The organism is Hymenobacter terrigena (assembly GCF_054776515.1).
The window spans coordinates 1547723-1568507 of record NZ_BAAHBU010000001.1 but is presented as its reverse complement, the minus strand read 5'-3'; the positions used below and the strand labels follow the sequence as shown (position 1 = coordinate 1568507).

Genomic DNA, 20785 nt, shown 5'->3' with positions numbered 1-20785 from the left:
CGGCCAAACCAGTCACATTCACCCAAAACACACGCAATGCCCGGCAATATTGCGGCTGATTTTGCCCGCTTGTTTTCAGTTTTTGCGATGATTATTTCCCGTTTGTGGCCTGTCTGGCTGCCCGCTGCTTTTTTATTTCTGGCGTGCAGCCGCCAGCCCACGGCCAGCAGCGCCAGCCGGTTTGTACCCGCGCCGCCGGTAGTCGACGGGCTGGCCACGGAGTGGACCGATTCGTTGCACTACGACCCCACCAGCAAGCTGCAATATCAGGTATTGAACGACGGCCGTGCGGTGTACTTGCGCATCAAAGCCGCTGACCCTACCACGCAGGCCAAAATTGTGCGGCTGGGCCTCACGGTCTGGCTCGATACCACGGGGCGAAACCAGCACCAGTTCGGGGTGCGCTTCCCCTTGGGTGGCCCCCTGGCTGGGCGCGGTGGGGCCGAAGGCAGCGACCAGCAACCCGATAATGCCGCCGATTCACCCGCCGACCGCCAAGCCTCCCGGCACGAGCGTATGAAACGAGTTGTTGCCAATTTGCGGGAGATGGAGCTCCTTAACTACAAAGGCAATAAGGAACCCACGCTCACCGATGCCCAGTCGCAGCTCGGCGTGAAAGCTGCCTTGGCCGTGGATGCGCAGGAAGACCTAATTTATGAACTGGCCGTGCCCTTGCGCCTGCTCTACCACAAGCTGCCTGCCCTGGCCGGTGGCCGGCCCGCTGTGGTGGGCATCACCATTGCCGGCAACAAGTGGAACCCGCCCGTGGCTAGCCCCGGCGGCAGCGTAGTGAACAGCGGCCAGGGCGGCATGGGCATGCGTGGCGGTATGCCCGGTGGTATGGGCATGCACGGTGGTGGCATGCGGGGTGGCGGCATGCGCGGAGGCCAGGGAAGCGGCTACGGCGGCTATGGGGGCGAAAGTATCTCGCTGAAAACCAGTGTCCAGCTCAGCGCGAAGTAGCCGTGGCCATGCGCGTCGGCGCTATTGCCGGCTGTTCATGTCCACGGCTTTGTAGCCGATGAGCAGGTCGGCGCGGGTGCCGGGCGGGCGGTAGTACACCAGCAGGTCGTACTGGTTTTCGGTTTCGTAGTGCGTGCCTTCGAAGTAGACTTCGTTGGGAGCCTTGCCGGCGGCTCCGGCCACGGCAAAATCGTAGTTGTAGTAGCCTTGCTTGAGCAGGGCGTGGCCGGTGTAGAGTTGCTGGGCTTCGTCGTATTTCAGCTTGAATTCGTCTTTCAGCTGCCAGTCGGAGAGGGCGCCGAATACGTAGACCGGGCCGGGCGCGGGCTGTGGCGCCTTTAGCTGGAACTCTACGTCGGCGTAGTCGGCATTGGTGGCCCCGCTGCCGTATTCGCGGCTCTCGAACACGCGCTGGCCGTTGGAATCCACGTACTGGTTGTAGGCCGTGAGGGCGCGCGACACTTCGAGCTGGAGCTGCACCGTGGTCACGGGCGTGGCGCGTGGGTCCACGTGCAGCACCCCGATGCCCACCGTCTGGATGGAGCGCGTATCGAAATACCGGTACTCGCTGAGACCGGGGAAGGCGTTTTCGAAGTTGAAATACTGGTACTCAAGTCGGCGCTCGGCGTCGCGCACGAAGGTGGGGCGGAGGTTGTACTTGGCGTTGTCCCAGCGGAAGTTCTGGCGCAGCACCACCTTCACTTCCACAGCGGGGTTCACCAAGTCCACGGTGCCGTAGCCGATGCTGAAATCGAGCTGCTGCATGGTAAACCGCTCCTGCCCACCAATGACGATGCCCGGGGCCAGACCCACATTCACCTGGTTCTCATACACCAGCAGCCGGCGCGATACTACCGGCACGCCGCCCTGGCTTTGCACCACCAGCAGGTAGTTGCCGCTCAGCTTCACCTGCGGGGCCCGCAGCCGGTAGTGGTAATACGGCACTTTGGTGCCCGTGCCCACCCGGTAATCGGTGATGAGAAACTCGTTGATTTCGTTCAGAAACTGCATGTCCGTCAGCACCGAAGGCTGCCAGTCGGCATCGCAATGAATGAGCTTAGCCGTGTAGCGCTGGCTTTGCTCACCCAGCACGTCAAACTCCAGCAGAATGCTCGGGCTCTGGCCCAGCGGCACCACCGCTGGTTGCAGTACTTCGTTGGGCTGGCCGGTGTTCACGTAGCACTGCACACTACGCACGTCGGGCGAGTAGGTGTAGTCCTGGTAGCGCAGGGTGCGGTCGGCGTAGTATTCGGGTGGTTTTTGGGTGCCCGGCGTGGTGCTGGTGATGGGGGTGCCCAGCGGCACGCAGGCGGTGGCGAGGAGGAGGGAAGCAAGGGGAAGGATGCGCATGGGCCGAAAGTTACGGCTCAGCAATAATGATTCGCTCAGCAAGGCTCTGCGCCATTCGCGGCGTGAGGAACCCCGCGCCTGATGGCCGGCCCGCCATAGATGCTGCCTGACAGCTAATCACCTCGCCCCGCAAACCTGATTTGGTTGATTTTCTAAACGGCTTCGCTGCGTTAATTTACGTAACCAACGAAGCGGCCGCAATGCCTGGAGCAACTCAGCCGGCCCTTCTGACGCGTTGCCTTATCGTTCTTTTATCCAAAAAAAATAACAGCCAAATGCGGGTGCACACACAAGAAACCCAAGCCAGCTTAACACCAAAGACTGCGCTTCAGATTTTAAAAGAAGGCAACAGCCGATTCGTCAATAACCTCAAGGCCAACCGCGACTTGCTGGAACAGGCCGGGTACACGGCCGATGGACAATTCCCGTTTGCCGTTATCCTAAGCTGCATTGATAGCCGGACTTCGGCCGAGCTGATTTTTGACCAGGGGCTAGGAGATGTTTTCAGCGTGCGGATAGCCGGAAATATCATCAACGAAGATATTTTGGGCAGCATGGAATTCGCCTGCAAAGTGGCCGGCTCGAAAATAATTGTAGTGCTGGGCCACTCGAAATGCGGCGCGATAAAAGGTGCCTGCGACCACGTGGAAATGGGCAATTTAACGGCCCTGCTGAGTAAAATTCAGCCGGCGGTATTTGATGAGAAAACCGAGTCGGATAACAGAAATTCCAATAATCCGGCTTTCGTAGAAAAAGTGGCATTAATAAACGTGAAAAGAACCGTGCGCGGAATTATGGAGCGCAGCCCAATTCTAAAAGAAATGATTGAGAAGGGAGAAGTCGGAATCATTGGCGGTATGCACGACATTGCGACGGGCCGGGTGGCCTTCCTGGAGGACGAAGTGGCGACGCAACTGCTGTAATACTGGTTGGCCCCACATTATTATTTGGGTTCCTAATTTGGAGCTTACAGAATAGCAATCAGTGCCTGAAATAAAAAAGCCTCTCCGAAGCACGGTGCTTCAGAGAGGCTTTTCGTTTAATTACCTATTCAAATTAAACTTCCGCCAACATTTCCCAACGGTCGTTTAATTGCGCCAATTCCTTTTTTACCTGTTCGAATTTCATCGTCGCGTCTTTTAGCTGCGCTGAATTTTCATAGATTTTTGGGTCGGCAAGCTGCTTTTCGTAGCCGGCTAATTCTTTTTCCAGCGTGTCAATTTTAGCTTCTACTTCGGCCAGTTCTTTCAGCGCTTTTTTCTGGTCGGGCGAGGACGTTTTGGCGGGGGCGGCTTCGGTTTTCTTCTCCTCTTTGGGCTGAGGCTTGGGGGCCGAGGGGCTGGGCAGGCCGGCTTTCTTGGCGGCCTTTTCGCGGTCCTCCATCCACTGCTCGTACTCGTTGTAAGTGCCGGGGTATTCCTTCAGCTGGAAATCCTCGATGTACCAGATTTTGGTGGCCACGTTCTCCACAAAGTACCGGTCGTGGCTGATGACGATGAAAGTGCCTTCGTACTGCTCCAGGGCCTGAATCAGGATGTTTACCGACACCATGTCCAGGTGGTTGGTCGGTTCGTCAAGCAACAGGAAGTTGGCTTCCGAAATCAGGGTTTTGGCCAGGGCCACGCGGCTTTTCTCGCCACCGCTCAACACCTTGATTTTCTTAAAAACTTCCTCGCCTGTGAACAGAAACGAGCCCAGTACCGAGCGCAATTCCATGTCGTTGCGCTTCGAGCCGGCCTCGCTCATCTCCTGCAAAATCTCGTTGTCGAGCGTCAGGGATTCCAGCTGGTGCTGGGCGTAGAACGACATTATCACGTTGTGACCCAGCTGGTGCTTGCCGGCGGTGGGCGCTTCGGTGCCCGCCACGAGGCGCATGAGCGTCGATTTGCCCTTGCCGTTGGCCCCGATTAGCGCAATTTTATCGCCGCGCTCGATGTGCACGTTGGTGTCGCGGAAAATCAGCTTTTGGTCGTACTTCTTGGTCACGTGCTCCATGCGGAGGATGTGGCGGCCGGGCTCAACTTTGAAGGTGAACTTCATGTTGATTTTGGCCGCGTCCTGGGCCACGTCCTCAATGCGCTCCAGCTTGTCGAGGGCCTTCACGCGGCTCTGGGCTTGCTTGGCCTTGCTTGCCTTGGCTTTGAAGCGTTCGATGAACCGCTCGGCCTGCCGAATCTGGGCCTGCTGGTTCTCGAAAGCGCCTTTCTGAATGGCGTTGCGCTCCTCTTTTTCTTCGAGGTAGTAGCTGTAGTTGCCGGCGTAGGGCACCAGCTTGCCGCCGATAACCTCCACCGTGGTGTTGGTGGTGCGGTCGAGGAAAGCCCGGTCGTGACTCACGATGATAACCGCGCCCTCGTAGTCGGCCAGGTAGTTCTCAATCCACTTGATGGACGGCAAGTCCAAGTGGTTGGTAGGTTCGTCGAGCAGCAGGAGCGAGGGCTGCTGGAGCAGGATTTTGGCCAGCATCACGCGCATGCGCCAGCCGCCCGAGAAGCTTTTCAATGGCTTGGCCAGCTCCTCGGTGGTGAAGCCCAGACCTTCGAGGATTTCCTCGGCGCGGGCCTGCATAGTGTAGCCGCCCAGCGCCTCAAACCGCTCCTGCATGGCGGCCAGCTTGTCGATGAGGTCGTCGGAATAATCGGTTTCGAACAACACCAGCAGGTCGTCAATCTTCTTCTGCAACTCCAGCGCTTCCTCGAAAGCCTGCATGGCCACGTGCAGGATGCTCTCGTGCGTGTCGTAGCTCAGCAAATCCTGGTTGAGGAAGCCCAGGGTCACTTCCTTGCTCATCGAAATCGAGCCGCCGTCGGCCTTGTATTCGCCCACCAGCAGGCGCAGCAGGGTAGACTTACCGGTGCCGTTGAGGCCGATGAGGCCGATTTTATCCTTGGGCTTGATGTGCAGGCTGGCGTTGTCGTACAGCGTGCGGGAGCCGAAATGGAAGTCGAGGTCAGAGATTGAAATCATGGGGTCGCGGGGTATTCAGGCGCAAAGGTACGGCCGAGGCGGGGGCCGCCGGCTAAAAAACCGTGCTGCCGGAATACGCAACCGTCAAACAGGGCCAGAAAGTGCGAAACGGAACGGCGCGCTGTTAGCTGACTCAGCGTAACCGACTGATTGTAGCCCTATTTGGATGGACCCTTCGGCAGCGGGGCCTGGTCCTGAGCCTCGCTCAGCTTCTGGGCGATTTTCTGGGGCACGCCCACGTTGTTGAACAGGCCGCTTACCACACCCTGCCGCCAGAGCGCAAACACCGAAAAGCGCGGCTCGCGGGTGCTCTTCATTTCGCCGGTCACCAGTTCGCCGCGCTTGCGTGGGTTCTGGTCGCGAATCACAATAACGTTCACCGCTTTCGAGATGACGCGCTTGATGAGGGTTTTCTTCACTTCCTCGTCTTTGTAACCCAGCAGCTCCATCTGCAGGCCGGTGTATTCGGCCCACATGGTGCCGGTGGAGCCCTGGCGGTCCACCCGCATATCGAAGCGGATGCGCTGGGCCTGGCCGCTCTTGAATTCGACCAGCTTGGTGGGCACGGTCATGGAGTTGAGCATGGAAAACGAGCCGGGCCCGAACGCGCCCCAAATGTGGTGGCGGCCCTTGGGGTCGAGCAAATAGACGGACAACTGCGCATCGAGCCGGCACTGATTCTGCAGGTAAGTAGTGGCCTTGCCGGTGAGGGGCGTGGCCGGCGTCTGGTGGCGGCGGTCGTTGCTCAGGTTGTAGAACGTGCCGTTGAAACGGGTAATGTTCATGGTGCCGGTGATGGGCGTGAGCGGGCTGCGGTAGGTGGTGTAGAGGCTCCCACCAACCAGGTCGAGCCGCGGCACGTCGACGATTACGGGCAGGTTGAGCATCTCCTCGGGGGATATTTTAGATTTATTCGGGTTGATAGGACCGCGGCCGTCGGAGGCGATGAGGGCCACCGGGTTTTGCGCGGTGGCCCGCTTCATGCGAAAATCACCGTGGTTTACCAGCCCCACAAAATCGAGCCCGGCCAGGGTCAGCTGCTTTACTTTAACCGTAACGGCCGGCGCCTGGTAGCCCTTGTGCAGGTTCATACCGATGGGTGAGAACCGGGGCCGCAGCAGCATGTCGTTGAATTTCAACAGATGGGCGTCGGTGTCGAGGTGCACGTGCTGGCTGCTGGCCCGGTAAAAGGGTGGGTCGAAGGGGGCGGAGAACCGGCCGGTATTCAGCAACCAAGCCCGGGCGTAGGCAATGCGGTGCGGGTCGATATTCGCCGCCGAGTCGATGCGGATGGATTTGCCGGTCGCGTTCAGGTCGCGCACGTGGGGCGCGTGCCGCCAGCGGCCGAAACGCACGTCGGCGTGGTTCACGCGCACCACGGCCAGCTCGGAGCGGCGCAGCTGCTTCGAGAGCAGCTTCCAGAAAGGCGGGGGCGGCTGCACGGGCGGCGTAAAGCCGAGGTCGGGCCGGTCCAGCACCAGGCTTTGGGCCTTGAAATGTCGCTGTTGTAATGCTTTGGCATCGAGCCCGGCCAATGCCAGGCCGGGCAGCTTGAGGTCGACACGCACACCGCCGGGCTTGCCCTGGCCAGCCGCGGGCGGCCGAATCCGCACCGAGCGGAGGGTAAACGTGCCTTTCGAGGTTGACAAATGCAGGCTGCCCAGCGCCAGTGCGTGCGCCGCCACCGTGGCCTGGCTGTGGCCCAGGGCCACTTCCCAGGCTTTGGCGAAGAAAATGCGCTGCGCATCGGGCGCATTCACCGAATCGAAGTGAATGGCCGTGCCCGCCACTGCCAAGCCGTGAATAACAGGGTTGGCCGCTGTGCCGTGCACTCGTGCGTAGCCACCCTTCACGGCCAGGTGCGCCAAATCCAGGCTTCTAAGATAGTTTGTAGCCGATGTTGAATTTCCAGCCGAGCCAGTGGCGGGCAAACTAGCAGTAAGCTGCGGCTGCTGAATCAGCAGCGAATCAGCCCGAAAGCGGTGCTGGTGCTGCAAGGTCGCAGCCCGCAGGCCGGTGAGGCGCAGGCGTGGCAGCAGCAAATCGATGCGGGGCTGGCCCGCGCTGGCGGTTCCCTGCGGCTGCACGCGTCCGGAATCAAGCTGGATGAGCTGGTCGCCAGTCGAAATAGTCAGCCCGGCCACGGCTAGCCGGTGGCCAGCCGCCTGCCCCTGCGCGTGTTGCAGCCGAAGATTCCACCCAACGGCGTAGCCCAGGCGCTGCGAATCGGCCGCGCCGGCCGCGCTGATGAGCAGGTTCTGGGCGCTCAAATCGGCGCGGCGGAAGCCAGCTGTAGGCTGGGCATGCGCCCCGTTGGGCTGGTAGTTGGCCTGGGTGTGCAGCAGGCCGAAATAGCCAATATCCAGGCCTTTGAGCTTGAGTGGCAATTGCTCATGCAATGGCTTGCCGGCGTTTCGAGTGGGCTTTTGGGCTAAGGCCAGTACCTCAATCCTAGCCGAATCCAGCACCACGCTATCAATAGGTACCACGCCTTTGCGCAACAGCGTCAACAGGCCGATGCCCGTGACATCAAGCTCGGCCACATCGAGCCGGACGCGGGGCAGGGTATCGGCCACGGTGGCGGCGGGGCGCAGGCGAAGGCCGCTGAGCCGGATGGCGCGCTGCCACAGGCTGGTATGCAGCGCCCCCACCTGCAGGCGGTATTGGCCGTGGGTTTGGGTGGTCACCTGCTGCTCCAGCTTCCGGCGCAGCCACGGGTCGAGCATGCGCTGGGCTACCAGCGTGAGCACCAGCAGCACCAACGCCACGCCCAGCAGCCACCATACCCAACGACGGGGCCGGGGCGAAGGAGCCTCTGGCGCACGAGGGGCGGAGGGCGGTGGGAAGGCGGTGGGTGCGGCTAGTTCGGACACGGTATTGGGCGGAAGGTTGATAACGCAAGCGGCCCCGGTGAGGGTTGTGCTTTAGCGCGCTAAGTCGATGAAAAGGCACGATTCCCCGACCGAGCGGCTGGTTAAAAGTGCTGGCCGGGCTGTCGTAGCTTCGGCCGGATTTATTACTTTTAGGCCATGCCTATCCCATCCGCCGCCGATGCCCTGGGCACGGCCCTGCTGGCTTCCTTTCGCCACAGCTTTCAGCAATATAAAACGCTGGCCGACCGTGCCCTGGCCCAGCTCAGCGACGCCGAGTGGCTGCACCGGCCCGCGCCGGGCAGCAACAGCGCTGCCGTCATTGTGCAGCACCTAGTGGGCAACCTGCGCTCGCGCTTCACCGATTTCCTGACCACCGACGGCGAAAAACCCACCCGCCAGCGCGACCAGGAATTTGAGGAGCCCCGCGACGCGGCCGGCATCCCGGCGCTGCGGCAGGAGTGGGAGGCCGCCTGGGGCATCCTGTTCGGTTTATTGAATGAGCTGCAGCCCGCCGATTTGCTGCGCACCGTTACCATCCGGGGCGAGGCGCACACGGTGCTGGAAGCCGTGCAGCGCCAGGTGGCCCACTACGCCTCGCACGTGGGGCAGCTGGTGCAGCTGGCCAAAATCATCCGGGGCGATGATTTTCAGTCCCTGAGCATCCCGCGCGGCCAGAGCCAGCAGTTCAATCAAACCATGCAGGACCGCAAATAAGCCCGCCCGTGCATCTACTTAGCCGTCCTCCCGTAAGCAGCATACCGATGACTCAGACCGATTTTCTGGCCGACTGCCCCGCCGAAAACCTTGATTGGCCCCCGCCCCATATGCTTGCCATCACCACCCTGCTCACGCCGCCGCACGCCGCGCACATCAACCGCATCATCAAGAAGCTGGAGAAAAAATTCGGCCTCGACGACGTGCAGGCCACCCCCGACCCGCACCTGACCTACCAGCTGGCCGGCGTGCACAAGCTTTCGGCCCTGAAGGAAGTGCTGGCCGACGTGGCCGCCACCACCGAGCCGTTTCCGGCCTTCACCACCGGCCTGGGCGTGTTTCCCGGCGAGCGGCCCGTCATCTACATCCCCGTGCTGCGCTCCGATGCCCTCAATGCCCTGCACCACCGCATCCTCGAGGCCACCGCGCCGCTGTGCCTGCGCACCGACAAGTTCAGCGGCCCCGATTGCTGGCTGCCGCACATCTCCCTGGCCCTGCACGACACCACCCCCGACCTGCTCGGCCCGGTGCTGAGCTTCCTCAACGAGGAAACCTACAACCTGAAAATCGAGGTGAACAACCTCGCCATCCTCCGCCAGCAGGGCGAGTTATTTCTGCAGGAAGAAACGTATCAACTCGGAGTTGAGCATGCAGTACTCAAGGAAAAGTAGGAACTAAACAGAACGGTAAAGACTAAAAAGCCCGTCGTGCTGCGCGCAGCATGACGGGCTTTTTGATTGCCGTTTCCACTACACCGATGGCGGAATCTGGGTGCCGTTGTCCAGGCTTTGCCAGAGGTATTTGCAGGCCAGGGAGCGGTAAGGACGCCAGGATTCGGCAATGACAATCATGCGTTTTTGCAGGGCGCGTCCGGTTTCTTCCAGGCCGTAGTGCTTGCGCATGGCGTTCTGCACGCCCAGGTCGCCTTCGGCAAACACGTCGGGCTGGTCGAGGGCGAACATCTGGAGCATCTGGGCGGTCCAGCGGCCCACGCCTTTGATAGCGGTGAGGTGCTGGGTGAAGGCCTCTTCCGAGAGGCTGGTGAGGTGCTCGTAGTCGAGCAGGCCGCGCTCGTTGTACTCGGCAATGGCCTTGAGGTAACCGGCTTTCTGGCGCGAAAGCCCGACGGCGCGCAACTCGTCCTCGCTCAGGGCCAGCACTTCGCGCGGCTCGGGGTAGCCCTCGGGCGGGAAAAGGCTTTGGAAGCGTTTCCAGATAGCGGCGGCGGCTTTGGTCGAAATCTGCTGGCTCACAATGGCGCGCAGCAGCGCCAGATACAGGTCTTCGTGGGGGCGGGGGTGAATGTCGCGGCCGTTGGCGATGACCGTGCCCAGAATCGGGTCGGCGGCCGAAAGGTGTTCGATGGCGGCTTGGTTGAGCATTTAGCGGGGCGTGAGGTGGGTGAAGCGGGCCTTGTTCAGTAAGTCGTCGGGGTTAACGGGCAGCATAATAATATCGAGCACATCGCCGGTCGGGGAGAGGCGCAGGGCCGTGAGGTTGCGCCCGAACACCGCGCCCGTGTCGATGTACATCGTGTTGGTGGCGCGGTCGAATACCGCGTCGCCGTCGTCCATGGGCGTGTGGCCCACCACTTGCAGCTGCGGAAGGCGCCGCAACGGCCCCCGCCGCCACAGAATGCCGTCGGAGCTGTCGCGGTCCATGGCCACGGCCAGCGGAACATCGGCCAAGCCGGCGTGGCTCACCAGCACGTGGTCGTTTTGCCACAACAGGGGGCGTTGTTCGAGCCAGGGCAGGTGCTGAGCCAGCAGCTTGGGCTGTAGCTTATACTGCTCGGTGGTGCTGCGGCCGCCCCAGCTCATCCAGCCGGGGTAGGGGCCTTGGGGGCTAAAGTGGTGCAGCAGTGCATCCTCGTGGTTGCCCATCAAGAAGGTAGTCGACTCGGGGTACTGCTCGTTCAGCTGCCGGGCCAGTTCCACGGTTTCGGGAATGTGGGCCCCACGGTCCACCAAATCGCCTACCTGAATGAGGTGGTCAGTGGCCGGGTCCCAGCGTTTCAGCATTTCGCTGAAGGTGTGAAAGCAGCCGTGCACATCGCCGATGATGAATAGATTCATGGCCTTAAAAACAGTGGAAAGGGAGTGGAAAGGTCCTGCTGGAAGTGCTTTAGGCGTGTTTTTTTGCCTCATCAATATTCGGCTGCGCCACGCCCAGCCAGCGCACCAGCGGCCCGATGGTAAGGCCCTGGCCGATAATCGAAAACACCACCACTACGTAGGTAATGCCCACCAGCAGCTCGCGCGGCATGGTGGCGGGCAGGCTCAGGGCCAGCGCCACCGACAGGCCCCCGCGCAATCCGCCCCAGGTGAGCACGGTCAGGCTGTGGTCGGAAGCCCGGAATGTGGACCGGATGCGCAGCAGCCCCAGCGGCAGGGCCACCGCCGCCAGCCGCGCTACCAGCACCACTGCTATGGCCGCCAGCCCCGCCAGGACCGTGCGCCCGGGAATGTGCAGCACCAGCACTTCCAGGCCCATCAGCACAAAGAGCAACGCATTCAGCACCTCATCAATCAGTTCCCAGAACTTGTCTACGTAGTCCTGCGACTCGTCCGAAAGCATCCCGCCGCTGCGGCTGAAATGGCCCACCAGCAAGCCCGCCATCACCATGGCCAGCGGCCCCGAAGTGTGCAGGTACGTGGCCAGGGCCGTACCGCCCGCCACCAGCGCCAGCGTGATGAGCACCTCCACCTGGTAGTTATCAATGGTGCGCAGCAGCCAGCCCGCGCCCAGCCCCAACGCCGTGCCTAGGGCCAGGCCGCCCACCGTTTCGCGCAGAAAAATGCCGAGGGCGTGGGGCAGCGTCACGTCGCCCGGGCCCAGCAGGGCCAGTTCCAGCGTCACCACAAACAGCACCACGCCCACGCCATCATTGAACAGCGACTCGCCCACAATCTTCGTTTCCAAGGATTTCGGGATGTTGGCTTTGGTCAGAATGCTGAGCACGGCCACCGGGTCGGTGGGCGAAATCAGCGCCCCAAACAGCAGGCAGTAGATGAACGGCGTGGGCAGCCCAAACCACGGCAGCAGCAAATACATGGCCCCCGCCACAATGGCCGTGCTCAGCGGCGTGCCCACCAGCGCCAGCACACTCACCGGCCATCGCAGCCGCCCCAGGCTGCGGGTATCGACGTGAATAGCCCCCGCAAACAGCAGAAACCCCAGCATCACCTGCATCACGATGGTGCTGAAGTCCAGCCGGTTTACCAGCTTCGCAAATTCCAGCACGGGCTTCACCTCGAAGCGCGCCAGCCCCACCAGCGCCAGCGATGCCACCAGCCCCAGCAACATCAGCCCAATAGCAGTCGGCATTTTCAGGAAACGCAGGTTGACGTAGGCAAAAGCCGCCGCGATGACGAGCAGGAGCGCAAGGGCGGTATAGAGGTCCATAGGGGTAAGGGATGCATGGTTAAATGATTGAATGGGCGCATGCTCATTCGCCCATTCAATCATTTAACCATTGATGAAAGCGCCGCCTCAATGCGCGCCACCATGGCATCGTCCACATCCAAATGGGTCACAAACCGAATCCACTGCGGTCCGAAGCTGCTGGCCCGGATGCCTTGCGCCTCCAGGGAGGCCAGGAAATTGGCGGCGGGCAGGCTGTCGTGCAGGCGGAAAATGACGAGGTTAGTTTCCGGGCTCAGCACCTCGGCCACGTAGGGCTGCAGGCGCAGGGTCGCGGCCAGATGGGCGGCGCGGCGGTGGTCGTCGGCCAAGCGGTCTACATTATTTTCTAAAGCGAAAAGCCCAGCGGCGGCCAGGTAGCCGGCCTGCCGCCACCCGCCGCCCATCACCTTGCGGATGCGCTTGCACTTCTTAATAAAATCGGCCGAGCCCAACAGCACCGAGCCCACTGGCGCGCCCAAGCCCTTGCTCAAGCACACCGAAATCGAGTCGAACAGCTGGCCGTAATCCTCGCTGCGCTGGCCGGTGGCTACCAGTGCATTGAAAATGCGCGCCCCGTCCAGGTGCCGCGCTAGGCCGTGCTTTTTCGCCACCTCGCTGATGGCCTGCAAGTCTTCCAACGCATAGCAGCTGCCGCCGCCCCGGTTGTGCGTGTTTTCCAGGCACACGAGGCGAGTGGTGGGATAATGCACGTTTTCGGGCCGGATGGCGGCCTCCACCTGCGCGGCCGTGAGGCGGCCCCGCTCGCCGGTCAGCAGCGCCACCGATGCCCCCGAATGAAAGGCAATGCCGCCCACTTCCCACAAATAAACGTGGGCCGTCTGCTCGCAAATTACCTCGCTCAGCGGCTCGGTGTGGGCCTTGATGGCAATCTGGTTGGTCATCGTGCCCGAAGGGCAAAACAGCCCAGCCTCCAGCCCGAAGCGGGCAGCGGCGGCTTCTTCGAGGCGGCGCACGGTGGGGTCTTCCTCATACACGTCGTCGCCCACGGGCGCGGCCCACATGGCCGCCAGCATGGCGGGCGTGGGGCGGGTCACGGTGTCGGAGCGCAAATCAACCAGGGGAAGTGCAGGGTGTTCTGTGGACATAATTTGAGATATATGGAAGGAGCCAGAAGAAAATGGTGTGGCAAAAGCCGCCCGGGAAGCTTTTGCGCCGCAAACCAGCGCTACGAAGCCTCCGGCCCGGGCGAGACGGCCGGGGCAAAAGTAGCGTCCGAAACCCGGCGGCCGTCTCCTTGCCGAATACGCAGTAATTCAGCAAAATGCCTTCTGGACTTGCACTTTCAAAATGAAAGCCCTACTTTTGCCCTCCGTTTCGTAAGCCCTAGACTCTAATCATTCCGGCACCATGACCGTTACCCGCCTCAAGCGCAAGCACCGCAAGAACATTGCCCGCGCCAACAACAAGCAGCACATCATTAAGGAGTTGCTCCGCACGCCCGTCCTGAAAAATGTGGACCTGGAAGAGCTGAAATCGCGCTTTGCCCCCACAGGTGTAGCCGGTGCCGTAGCTGCCGTGAAGAAAACGGCCGCTGCTGCCGTCGACAAAGTGAAAGAAGTGGCCGACAGCGTTGCGCACAGCAACGTGGTTGAGAAAGCCAAAGAAGTAGTAGCCGACGCCGTGGATTCTGTTAAAGAAGCCGTTTCTGGCACCGACGAGACGGCCGACAACGCCGCCGCTTTCGATGCTGCTGATGCCGAAACCAAGCCGGTAAACGCCGACGGTCAGGAAGGCGAGCACCCCAAGCCTGAAATTGCTCTGTAAGTAATTTTCCGTTTGCCATCGAGCCGGGCCAAAGCAATTCGGCAGGTTTCGCTGGCCAACTCAAAAATTCGACAAGCCCCGTTTCCTGTTTTGCAGGTCGCGGGGCTTGTTGGTTTTGCCGCCGGTCATTGCCGCGTTCCGCTACGCTCCACTCGTAATGACCGCCTACTTACCGCGCTTGCCCAGTTCCACGGCCTGCAAATCCACCACCTTGCCCGCGTCGATGCCAAAGCGCAGCAGCGTGCGTACCTGGTGGAAGCCGTGCTGCCCGGCCGCGCCGGGGTTCAGGTGCAGCAGGTGGCGGCGCGGGTCCGGCATCACCCGCAAAATGTGCGAGTGCCCGGTAATGAATAGTCCCGGCCGCACGCTGTCGAGCAGGGGCCGGGCGGCCGGCGCGTAGTGCCCCGGGTAGCCGCCAATGTGGGTAATTAAGACGCGCAGGCCCTCAATTTCAAAGCCTTGGACCAGGGGTTGGGTGCGGCGCACGTCCGTGCCGTCGATATTGCCGTACACGCCCCGAAAGCGCGGCGCTAAAGCCTGCAATTCGTCCACCACGCGGGCGTCGCCGAAATCGCCGGCGTGCCATATCTCGTCGCAATCGCGCAGATGGTGCGCAATTCGCTCGTCGAGGTAGCCGTGGGTGTCGGAAAGCAGGCCAATGCGTGTCATGCCGCAAAGATGGGGGCGGCCGGCAAATCAGCCCATTCCCGTATCTTGCAGCCGCTGCCAACGACCAGACTCTTAATTTTTTTCCTGACGTCGGCGGTTTGCTTTTGCCCGACGTCTTCCCTCAATTCGCTTCTTCCGATGAACATTTTCATCAACGACATTCCGCTGGTTATCAAGAAACTCAGCGAAAAAGTGTACAAGCACAAGTTTGACCTCATTCTCAGCCCCGACGACGATTTCACGTCGAAGGACCTGGTGGGCGATGTGCTGGTACGCGACGCCGGCCCGCTGTTCATCGACCGTCTGCTGCGCCTGATGGAGGTGAAAAAGCTGAAAAAGCTGAAGTCGCTGACCATGCTGGTCAAAAAGAAAAAATTCATCACCCTGCATTTCAAAGACCAGTTCAAAATCGCCAAAGCCGGCGGTGGGCTGGTGGTGAAAGGCGACCAGGTGCTCATGATTTACCGCCTCGGCAAGTGGGACCTGCCCAAGGGCAAGCTCAAGAGCGACGAGGACCAGGCCGCGGGTGCGCTGCGCGAAGTGGAAGAGGAAACGAACATCAAGCTGGAGCTCGGCGAGGAATTGCCCAGCACCTGGCACAGCTACGCCTACAAAGGCAACAAGATGCTGAAGAAAACCAGCTGGTTTCTCATGAAGTGCCTCGACGACAGCCTGATGAAGCCGCAAACCGAGGAGTACATCGAGGAAGTGCGCTGGATGTCGCCGCAGGAGGCCTTGGCCAAGCTGGAAGATTCCTACGCCTCCATTGCACTGGTGGTGCGCCACTACCTGACCGAGATGGCCGGCAAACCCTCCAAAGTATCGGCGAACGGAAAATAACAATGCAGTGGTTTCAGACACTTGTGCTTGGTACGTTGGTGGTTGGGGTGGGGGCCTGTTCGGGCGCTCACGAACCCAACCACGACCGCGCCGTGCCCGCCGTCGCCACGGCGGCCCTGAAACTGCCGCAGCTGAACGTAGCGGCCCTGCTGCCGCTGTCCATCGATGAAATAAACCGGCAATTGGGGCCGCGCCTGCCGGTACCGGATGCCTTTACCGACCCCACGCGGGTACCTTCAATCCACTCCGATGAGCGGCCCGATTCAACGGTGTTGTTTCAGCGCCGGGGCCTGAATATTGTGGTGGCTTACGATGCCCGTACCCGGCGCGTGAATGAGCTGCTGCTAATGGGCAGCAACGAAAATGAGCTGATGGCCCGTAGCGGCCTGCAACTCAACTCGCCCGATTATTTAGTGCTGCCATTTTTTCAGCGCCAGCACCCCACACAGCTTATGGGGTTGCGGGTGTTAGCGCTGGCCCTCAGCCAGTAGCGGCCGCGCTACTGCGCCAGCGGCGGCAGCGCAAAAGGCAGGAACGCATCCACATTGCCCCCAAAGCGATGAATATCGCGAATAATGGTGCTGCTGATGGCTCCCAGAGTGGGCGAGGTAAGTAGAAACACCGTTTCCAGCCCGGCATTTATGTGTTGGTTGCCGTAGGCGATGGGCTTTTCGTACTCAAAATCGGGGCTGTTGCGCAAGCCGCGCAGCAGGAAATCAGCCCCGGTTTCGCGGGCAAATTCCGCCGTGAGGCCTTTGAATGTGCGCACCGAAACCCGGGGCTCATGTTCGAAAAGCCCGGCAATCAGGGCCTGCATCTGCTCCACGGGCAGATAGCGCTGCTTGCTGCTATTGGTGCCGATGGCAATAATAACGTGGTCGAACAGTGCCAGCCCGCGCTGCACAATGTCGAGGTGGCCATTGGTAAACGGGTCGAAAGAGCCGGGGAACAGGGCAGTGCGAGGCATGGCGCTATCAGGCAAAATGCAGGCTGAATAAGTCAAAATAGCGGTACTCAAACACGTCGTTGAGCCGGTAGCTGTACTGCACGTTGCCGGGGCGGGGGCCAAAATGCACGTTGCGCACGTAGGTGCGCAGCAGGCTGAACACGGCCGAATCGGGCGTAAGCTCGCCCCACACGGTCACGTCGTCCTGGTCGGGGTCGAGGGCCAGCTCCTGCATTACGAGGATGGTGTAGTACACCACGTCTTCGGCAGTGGTGCAGGGGAATACGTTGCAGTATTCGAGGTGCTGGCCCAATACCACGAGCGTCAGCTCCTGCGGGCCGGGGTTGAGGTACAGCCGGCGCGGGGAGGCCGCGCCGCGCTGGTGCACCAGCCCCGCCAGCAGGGCGCTGGTGTGGTGCAGCAAGCGACCGGTGGCGCCGTACGTGGCCGTCAGCCACTCAGCCAGGGTGGCATCGGCGGCAAATACATTCACCAGCTCGAGGCCGGGGTGGGTGGTGTGGCGCACCACTTCGGTGGGCGTGGGGGTGTGGTGCAGGCGCAAAGCGGCGGCCTCGTCACCGGCCCGGAACAGCGGGGCCGGCAGCAGCGTAAATGCCCGGCCTGTGACGGCCAGCCGCACCGCGTTCCAGCCCCGCAGGCCCAGAAAGTCATGTTGGGCAGCCAAGGCCGGCACGCCGCCATTGGGCAGCTGGTAGTCTTCGAGCACCACGAATTTGCGCCGTTCCACATCGGCCACGGCCACCTGCAGGCGGGCTGGGCTGGCTAGCAGGTATAAGTTGTAGGCCCCCAGGTTGGCGGGGTCGAAGGTCTCATCGCGCAGGCGCAACAGGGGCGGCAACGCCACCGACGACGCGGAAGATGCAGAGGGAGTAGGAGCAGGCACGAATCGAAGCTAAGCAGGCCAACGGCCGGGGCTAAAGATAAGGCCGCGCTTGGGGATGCTGCCGCCGGCGAAACGAGTCAGACCACTTGATTGTCGCTTCAAGACTGCGTTCGTTGCTGGGAATTAATCAAGCGAAGCGCAATTGGGGCACGAACAAGTCGTCGGGGCTGAGTACCATGCGCAGCAGCGGATGCACCTGCGCCGGGGGCACCTGCAGCAGCTGACGGGGCGTAAACCATTGCAGCTCCGTCAGAAGCTGGCGGTCGGCGGCGTGCTCGGGGTCGTGGCCCAGCGCGGGTTGGGCGTCCGCATCGGCCAGCACCTCGAAGAACAGCTCCAAGGCCTGGAGCTCATCGGTGCTGAATTCGTGCAGGTGCAGGAAGCGCCCCACGCGCACCGTGAGGCCGGTTTCTTCCCGGAATTCCCTTACCAAAGCTTGTTTCAGGCTTTCGCCAAATTGCCAGCCCCCGCCCGGTGGCGACCAAAATGGCGCGTCGTGCGGCAGCAGGCCCCGGTGGGCGGCCAGCAGCATGCCGCCATCGCGCACCAGCAGCCCCCCAACCCGCACCCTTACCTTACCAGAATATGCCTGCAATAGCGTGTCAGGGGAAATCTTTGGCGAATCGGGCATGGCTTATTGGGCAGGGTGAAAGGCCATCGGATTATCAGGCGGCAGCCTTGTACGGCAAACGCCCTCGAAACGACATTGTTTCATCAATAATAACTGCGTCCGGATAAGCAATTGTTGGCAAGAAGGTTAGCCGTCGGCTCGGTGTTGGCCCTGTTCCAGCCGGCCCGAGGCTGCCGCGCGGCGGCGCATCCGCCAGCGCCGTAGCCGCGTTAGGATGAACACTAGGAGCAACACCACCAGCCCCGCTGCCACCAGTGGCAGCAGCAGCGTAATGGCCACGCCGCCCACAGCCAGCGTGTTTTCGGCGGTGGCCAGCACGGGGTTGGCCAGGCCGCCGGTGGTGGCGGTGGAGGCACCCCGCAGCAGCGCAGTGCCGGTTTGCACCAGCCCGGCCGTGCCGCCGCCCACCAATATGCCCAGCGTCCAGCGCAATGTGGGGTCGAGGTGGGGGAGGGCCGAAGTCATCAGAATGGTGCCGGCTATGAAGGAAGCTGGCGTGGTCAGCGTATCCAGCAGGTGGTCGACCAGCGGAATGTAGTAGCCCGCCACCTCCACCACCGTGGCCGTGGCCAGCGTGAGCAGCGCCGCCCAGGTGCCCAGCCACACAAAGCCCGCCGCCGGGACCAGGTAGCCGGTGTGATAAACAATACTGGCCGCCAGCAGCGGCACAAACACCCGAAACCCGCTGCACGCCGCCAGCCCCAGGCCCAGCGCGCCCGCCACCAGAAACTGCATTGCCGGGACCTGTTCCATGACCATTGCAAAAGCTGAATTGTGCCGCCGAAAGATACGGGCGCGGTTCGCAAGCCAGTACCTTTGGCGAATGTCTTCAGAAAACCACGTTCCCGTTTCCGCTCCCACGTCCGACCTCGAAACCCGCATCCGCCGCAAGCTGCTGGGCCAGGGCTTCATGCACCTCATTGGGGCCGAAATGACGGTTATCACCCCCGGCCGCGTCGAGGTCGAGCTTACCCTGGAAAACCAGCACTTGCAGCAGCGCGGCTTCGCGCACGGCGGCCTCATTGCCACGCTGGCCGATTTGGTAGCCGGCTTTGCAGCCGTGACGCTCGTGCCGGATACCTTCGGCGTGGTCACCTCCGATTTGAAAATCTCCTACCTGCATCCCGGCGTGGGCCGCCAGCTCCGCGCCATTGGCTGGGTGCTGAAACCCGGCCGCCGCCTGCACTTCTGCGAGGCCGAAGTGTGGTGCGACGACCTGATGATTGCCAAAGCCAGCGCTACCATGGCAGTAATTGAACCGCAGTAATTGATTAAGTGTAATCACTGCTGATGCTCTCCCTCCGTACCCCGTCCGTCCGCGACTATTTCCCTTACGAGCCCACCGACGACCAGGCCCTGCTCTTCACCCAGCTCGACGCTTTTCTGAAAGACCAGCTGCCCGGGCGCAAGGTGTTTGTGCTGCGCGGCTACGCCGGTACCGGCAAAACCACCGTGGTGAGCGCCCTGGTGCAGTGGCTGCACAAGATGCAGCGCAAATACACCCTGATGGCTCCCACCGGCCGCGCCGCCAAGGTGATGGCTGGTTACGCGGGCGTGGCCGCCAGCACCATCCACAAAAAGATTTACCGCCAAACCAGCGGTTCCCCCTCTGAGCGGCTCAACTTCCAGCGCCAGCCCAACCGCGCCGAGCAAACGCTCTACATCGTGGACGAAGCCTCGATGATTTCGGACGAGAAAGCCTTCGGCGAGAACGGCTTGCTGGACGATTTGATGGGCTTTGTGTTTGAGAAAACCAGCAACAAACTCCTCGTCATCGGTGACACGGCGCAGCTGCCGCCGGTGGGCCAGCTCCTGAGCCCGGCCCTCGACCCCGAGCTGCTGGCCCACCGCTTCCGCGCCGATGTGGGCAGTGTAGAGCTGCGCCAGGTAATGCGCCAGGCTCAGGAATCGGGCATTCTGGTGAATGCTACCGAACTGCGGGAGGAATTGCGGGAGGAGTCACCCAATATTCAGCTGCATACCAAGGGCTTCCGCGATATTTTTAAGATGGGCGGCGACAAGCTGGAGGACGGCCTGCGCTGGGCCTACCGCAACTTCGGCCACGAAAACACCACCATCATCTGCCGCTCTAATCGCAACGCTAATCAGTATAACCAGCTCATCCGGAGGGCGTTGTTCGATGCCGAAGAGGAGATTGAGGGCGGCGACTACCTGATGGTGGTGCGCAACAACTACTATTGGCTGCCGAAGGACTCTGAAATTGGCTTCCTGGCCAACGGCGACTTCCTGCAAATCACGAAAGTCATCCGGCGCGAGGAGATGTACGGCTTCCATTTTGCGCAGGCCCAGGTGCGGCTCGTGGATTACCCTGACGAGCCCGAAATTGAGGTTAAGCTGCTGCTCGACACGCTGCATACTGAAAGCCCGGCCTTGCCTTCCGACCGCAACAATGCCCTGTACCTGGCCGTGAGCGAGGATTATGCCCACCTCAAAACCAAGGCCGAGCGCTACAAGGAGATGCGCAAAGACCCTTACCTCAATGCCCTGCAAGTAAAATTTGCCTATGCGCTGACGTGCCACAAGGCGCAGGGCGGGCAGTGGCAGGCCGTGTTTGTCGACCACGGCTTTTTGAAGCCCGACGAGCCACTGGCGGGCGAGTTTGCGCGCTGGCTCTACACGGCCATCACGCGGGCGTCGGAGCGGCTATTCCTGCTCAACTTCCAGCAAAAGCTAATTAGCGACCCGGTTGAGGAAGACTGAACCACTCCGGAACTGCG

Annotated in this window: 21 protein-coding genes; 9 read left to right on the top strand and 12 right to left on the bottom strand. The window is 61.4% G+C overall.

Annotated features, from left to right (window positions below; all coding sequences use genetic code 11):
• The first annotated feature begins 36 nt into the window (after positions 1–36).
• Positions 37–963: a hypothetical protein gene (locus ACYU7Q_RS06425; protein ID WP_460608603.1), complete on the top strand. Its 927-nt coding sequence runs from the start codon at positions 37–39 to the stop codon at positions 961–963.
• Positions 964–984: 21 nt separating this feature from the next.
• Here ACYU7Q_RS06425 and ACYU7Q_RS06420 read toward each other — a convergent pair whose 3' ends face one another.
• Complete coding sequence (locus ACYU7Q_RS06420) at positions 985–2313, bottom strand: type IX secretion system plug protein (protein WP_460608602.1); 1329 nt, start codon at positions 2311–2313, stop codon at positions 985–987.
• A 140-nt stretch (positions 2314–2453) separates the two neighbouring features.
• On the opposite strand from ACYU7Q_RS06420, the gene ACYU7Q_RS06415 reads away from it, so the two are divergent.
• Positions 2454–3236: a carbonic anhydrase family protein gene (locus ACYU7Q_RS06415; RefSeq protein WP_460608601.1), complete on the top strand. Its 783-nt coding sequence runs from the start codon at positions 2454–2456 to the stop codon at positions 3234–3236.
• 133 nt (positions 3237–3369) lie between these two features.
• Here the strand turns inward: ACYU7Q_RS06415 and ACYU7Q_RS06410 are convergent, their stop codons facing one another.
• Both ACYU7Q_RS06410 and ACYU7Q_RS06405 read right to left on the bottom strand, forming a co-directional pair.
• A complete protein-coding gene (locus ACYU7Q_RS06410) occupies positions 3370–5280 on the bottom strand; it encodes an ABC-F family ATP-binding cassette domain-containing protein (protein ID WP_460608600.1) in 1911 nt (636 codons plus the stop codon).
• 158 nt (positions 5281–5438) lie between these two features.
• The gene (locus ACYU7Q_RS06405) at positions 5439–8153 is read right to left on the bottom strand and encodes a hypothetical protein (RefSeq protein WP_460608599.1); all 2715 of its coding nucleotides are present in this window, start codon (positions 8151–8153) and stop codon (positions 5439–5441) included.
• A gap of 156 nt (positions 8154–8309) precedes the next feature.
• Here ACYU7Q_RS06405 and ACYU7Q_RS06400 point away from each other — a divergent pair, with 156 nt between their 5' ends.
• Together ACYU7Q_RS06400 and ACYU7Q_RS06395 are read left to right on the top strand one after the other, a co-directional pair.
• Positions 8310–8867: a DinB family protein gene (locus tag ACYU7Q_RS06400; protein ID WP_460608598.1), complete on the top strand. Its 558-nt coding sequence runs from the start codon at positions 8310–8312 to the stop codon at positions 8865–8867.
• Positions 8868–8914: 47 nt separating this feature from the next.
• Positions 8915–9538, top strand: a complete 624-nt coding sequence (locus ACYU7Q_RS06395) for a 2'-5' RNA ligase family protein (protein ID WP_460608597.1) — start codon at positions 8915–8917, stop codon at positions 9536–9538.
• Positions 9539–9616: 78 nt separating this feature from the next.
• Here the strand turns inward: ACYU7Q_RS06395 and ACYU7Q_RS06390 are convergent, their stop codons facing one another.
• The 4 genes from ACYU7Q_RS06390 to ACYU7Q_RS06375 are packed head-to-tail and all read right to left on the bottom strand — an operon-like array spanning position 9617 to position 13378.
• Complete coding sequence (locus tag ACYU7Q_RS06390; protein ID WP_460608596.1) at positions 9617–10249, bottom strand: DNA-3-methyladenine glycosylase family protein; 633 nt, start codon at positions 10247–10249, stop codon at positions 9617–9619.
• Positions 10250–10942, bottom strand: coding sequence for a metallophosphoesterase family protein (locus ACYU7Q_RS06385; protein ID WP_460608595.1), 693 nt, complete (start codon positions 10940–10942; stop codon positions 10250–10252).
• 49 nt (positions 10943–10991) lie between these two features.
• Positions 10992–12272 carry a cation:proton antiporter gene (locus ACYU7Q_RS06380; protein ID WP_460608594.1) on the bottom strand — a complete coding sequence of 427 codons (1281 nt, stop codon included), beginning with the start codon at positions 12270–12272 and terminating at the stop codon, positions 10992–10994.
• Between the two features lie 59 nt (positions 12273–12331).
• A complete protein-coding gene (locus tag ACYU7Q_RS06375; RefSeq protein ID WP_460608593.1) occupies positions 12332–13378 on the bottom strand; it encodes a threonine aldolase family protein in 1047 nt (348 codons plus the stop codon).
• A 262-nt stretch (positions 13379–13640) separates the two neighbouring features.
• On the opposite strand from ACYU7Q_RS06375, the gene ACYU7Q_RS06370 reads away from it, so the two are divergent.
• Positions 13641–14057: a hypothetical protein gene (locus ACYU7Q_RS06370; RefSeq protein WP_460608592.1), complete on the top strand. Its 417-nt coding sequence runs from the start codon at positions 13641–13643 to the stop codon at positions 14055–14057.
• 165 nt (positions 14058–14222) lie between these two features.
• On the opposite strand, the gene ACYU7Q_RS06365 is transcribed toward ACYU7Q_RS06370, so the two are convergent.
• A complete protein-coding gene (locus ACYU7Q_RS06365; protein ID WP_460608591.1) occupies positions 14223–14726 on the bottom strand; it encodes a metallophosphoesterase family protein in 504 nt (167 codons plus the stop codon).
• Between the two features lie 138 nt (positions 14727–14864).
• On the opposite strand from ACYU7Q_RS06365, the gene ACYU7Q_RS06360 reads away from it, so the two are divergent.
• Positions 14865–15566 carry an NUDIX hydrolase gene (locus ACYU7Q_RS06360; protein WP_460608590.1) on the top strand — a complete coding sequence of 234 codons (702 nt, stop codon included), beginning with the start codon at positions 14865–14867 and terminating at the stop codon, positions 15564–15566.
• A gap of 23 nt (positions 15567–15589) precedes the next feature.
• Complete coding sequence (locus tag ACYU7Q_RS06355; protein ID WP_460608589.1) at positions 15590–16057, top strand: hypothetical protein; 468 nt, start codon at positions 15590–15592, stop codon at positions 16055–16057.
• Between the two features lie 8 nt (positions 16058–16065).
• Here the strand turns inward: ACYU7Q_RS06355 and coaD are convergent, their stop codons facing one another.
• The 4 genes from coaD to ACYU7Q_RS06335 all read right to left on the bottom strand — a co-directional run bounded on the left by coaD (position 16066) and on the right by ACYU7Q_RS06335 (position 18800).
• Positions 16066–16533: a pantetheine-phosphate adenylyltransferase gene (gene coaD, locus ACYU7Q_RS06350; protein ID WP_460608588.1), complete on the bottom strand. Its 468-nt coding sequence runs from the start codon at positions 16531–16533 to the stop codon at positions 16066–16068.
• Between the two features lie 7 nt (positions 16534–16540).
• Positions 16541–17416, bottom strand: coding sequence for a DUF3822 family protein (locus ACYU7Q_RS06345; protein WP_460608587.1), 876 nt, complete (start codon positions 17414–17416; stop codon positions 16541–16543).
• A 127-nt stretch (positions 17417–17543) separates the two neighbouring features.
• Positions 17544–18047 (bottom strand): NUDIX hydrolase, encoded by a 504-nt coding sequence (locus ACYU7Q_RS06340; protein ID WP_460608586.1) that lies wholly within the window; start codon positions 18045–18047, stop codon positions 17544–17546.
• A gap of 126 nt (positions 18048–18173) precedes the next feature.
• On the bottom strand, positions 18174–18800 hold the full coding sequence (locus ACYU7Q_RS06335; protein ID WP_460608585.1) for a DUF4126 domain-containing protein: 627 nt from the start codon (positions 18798–18800) through the stop codon (positions 18174–18176).
• A 70-nt stretch (positions 18801–18870) separates the two neighbouring features.
• Here ACYU7Q_RS06335 and ACYU7Q_RS06330 point away from each other — a divergent pair, with 70 nt between their 5' ends.
• The gene (locus ACYU7Q_RS06330) at positions 18871–19314 is read left to right on the top strand and encodes a PaaI family thioesterase (protein WP_460608584.1); all 444 of its coding nucleotides are present in this window, start codon (positions 18871–18873) and stop codon (positions 19312–19314) included.
• Positions 19315–19337: 23 nt separating this feature from the next.
• Entirely contained in the window at positions 19338–20768 is a 1431-nt protein-coding gene (locus ACYU7Q_RS06325; protein WP_460608583.1) for an ATP-dependent DNA helicase, read from the top strand.
• Positions 20769–20785 lie beyond the last annotated feature (17 nt).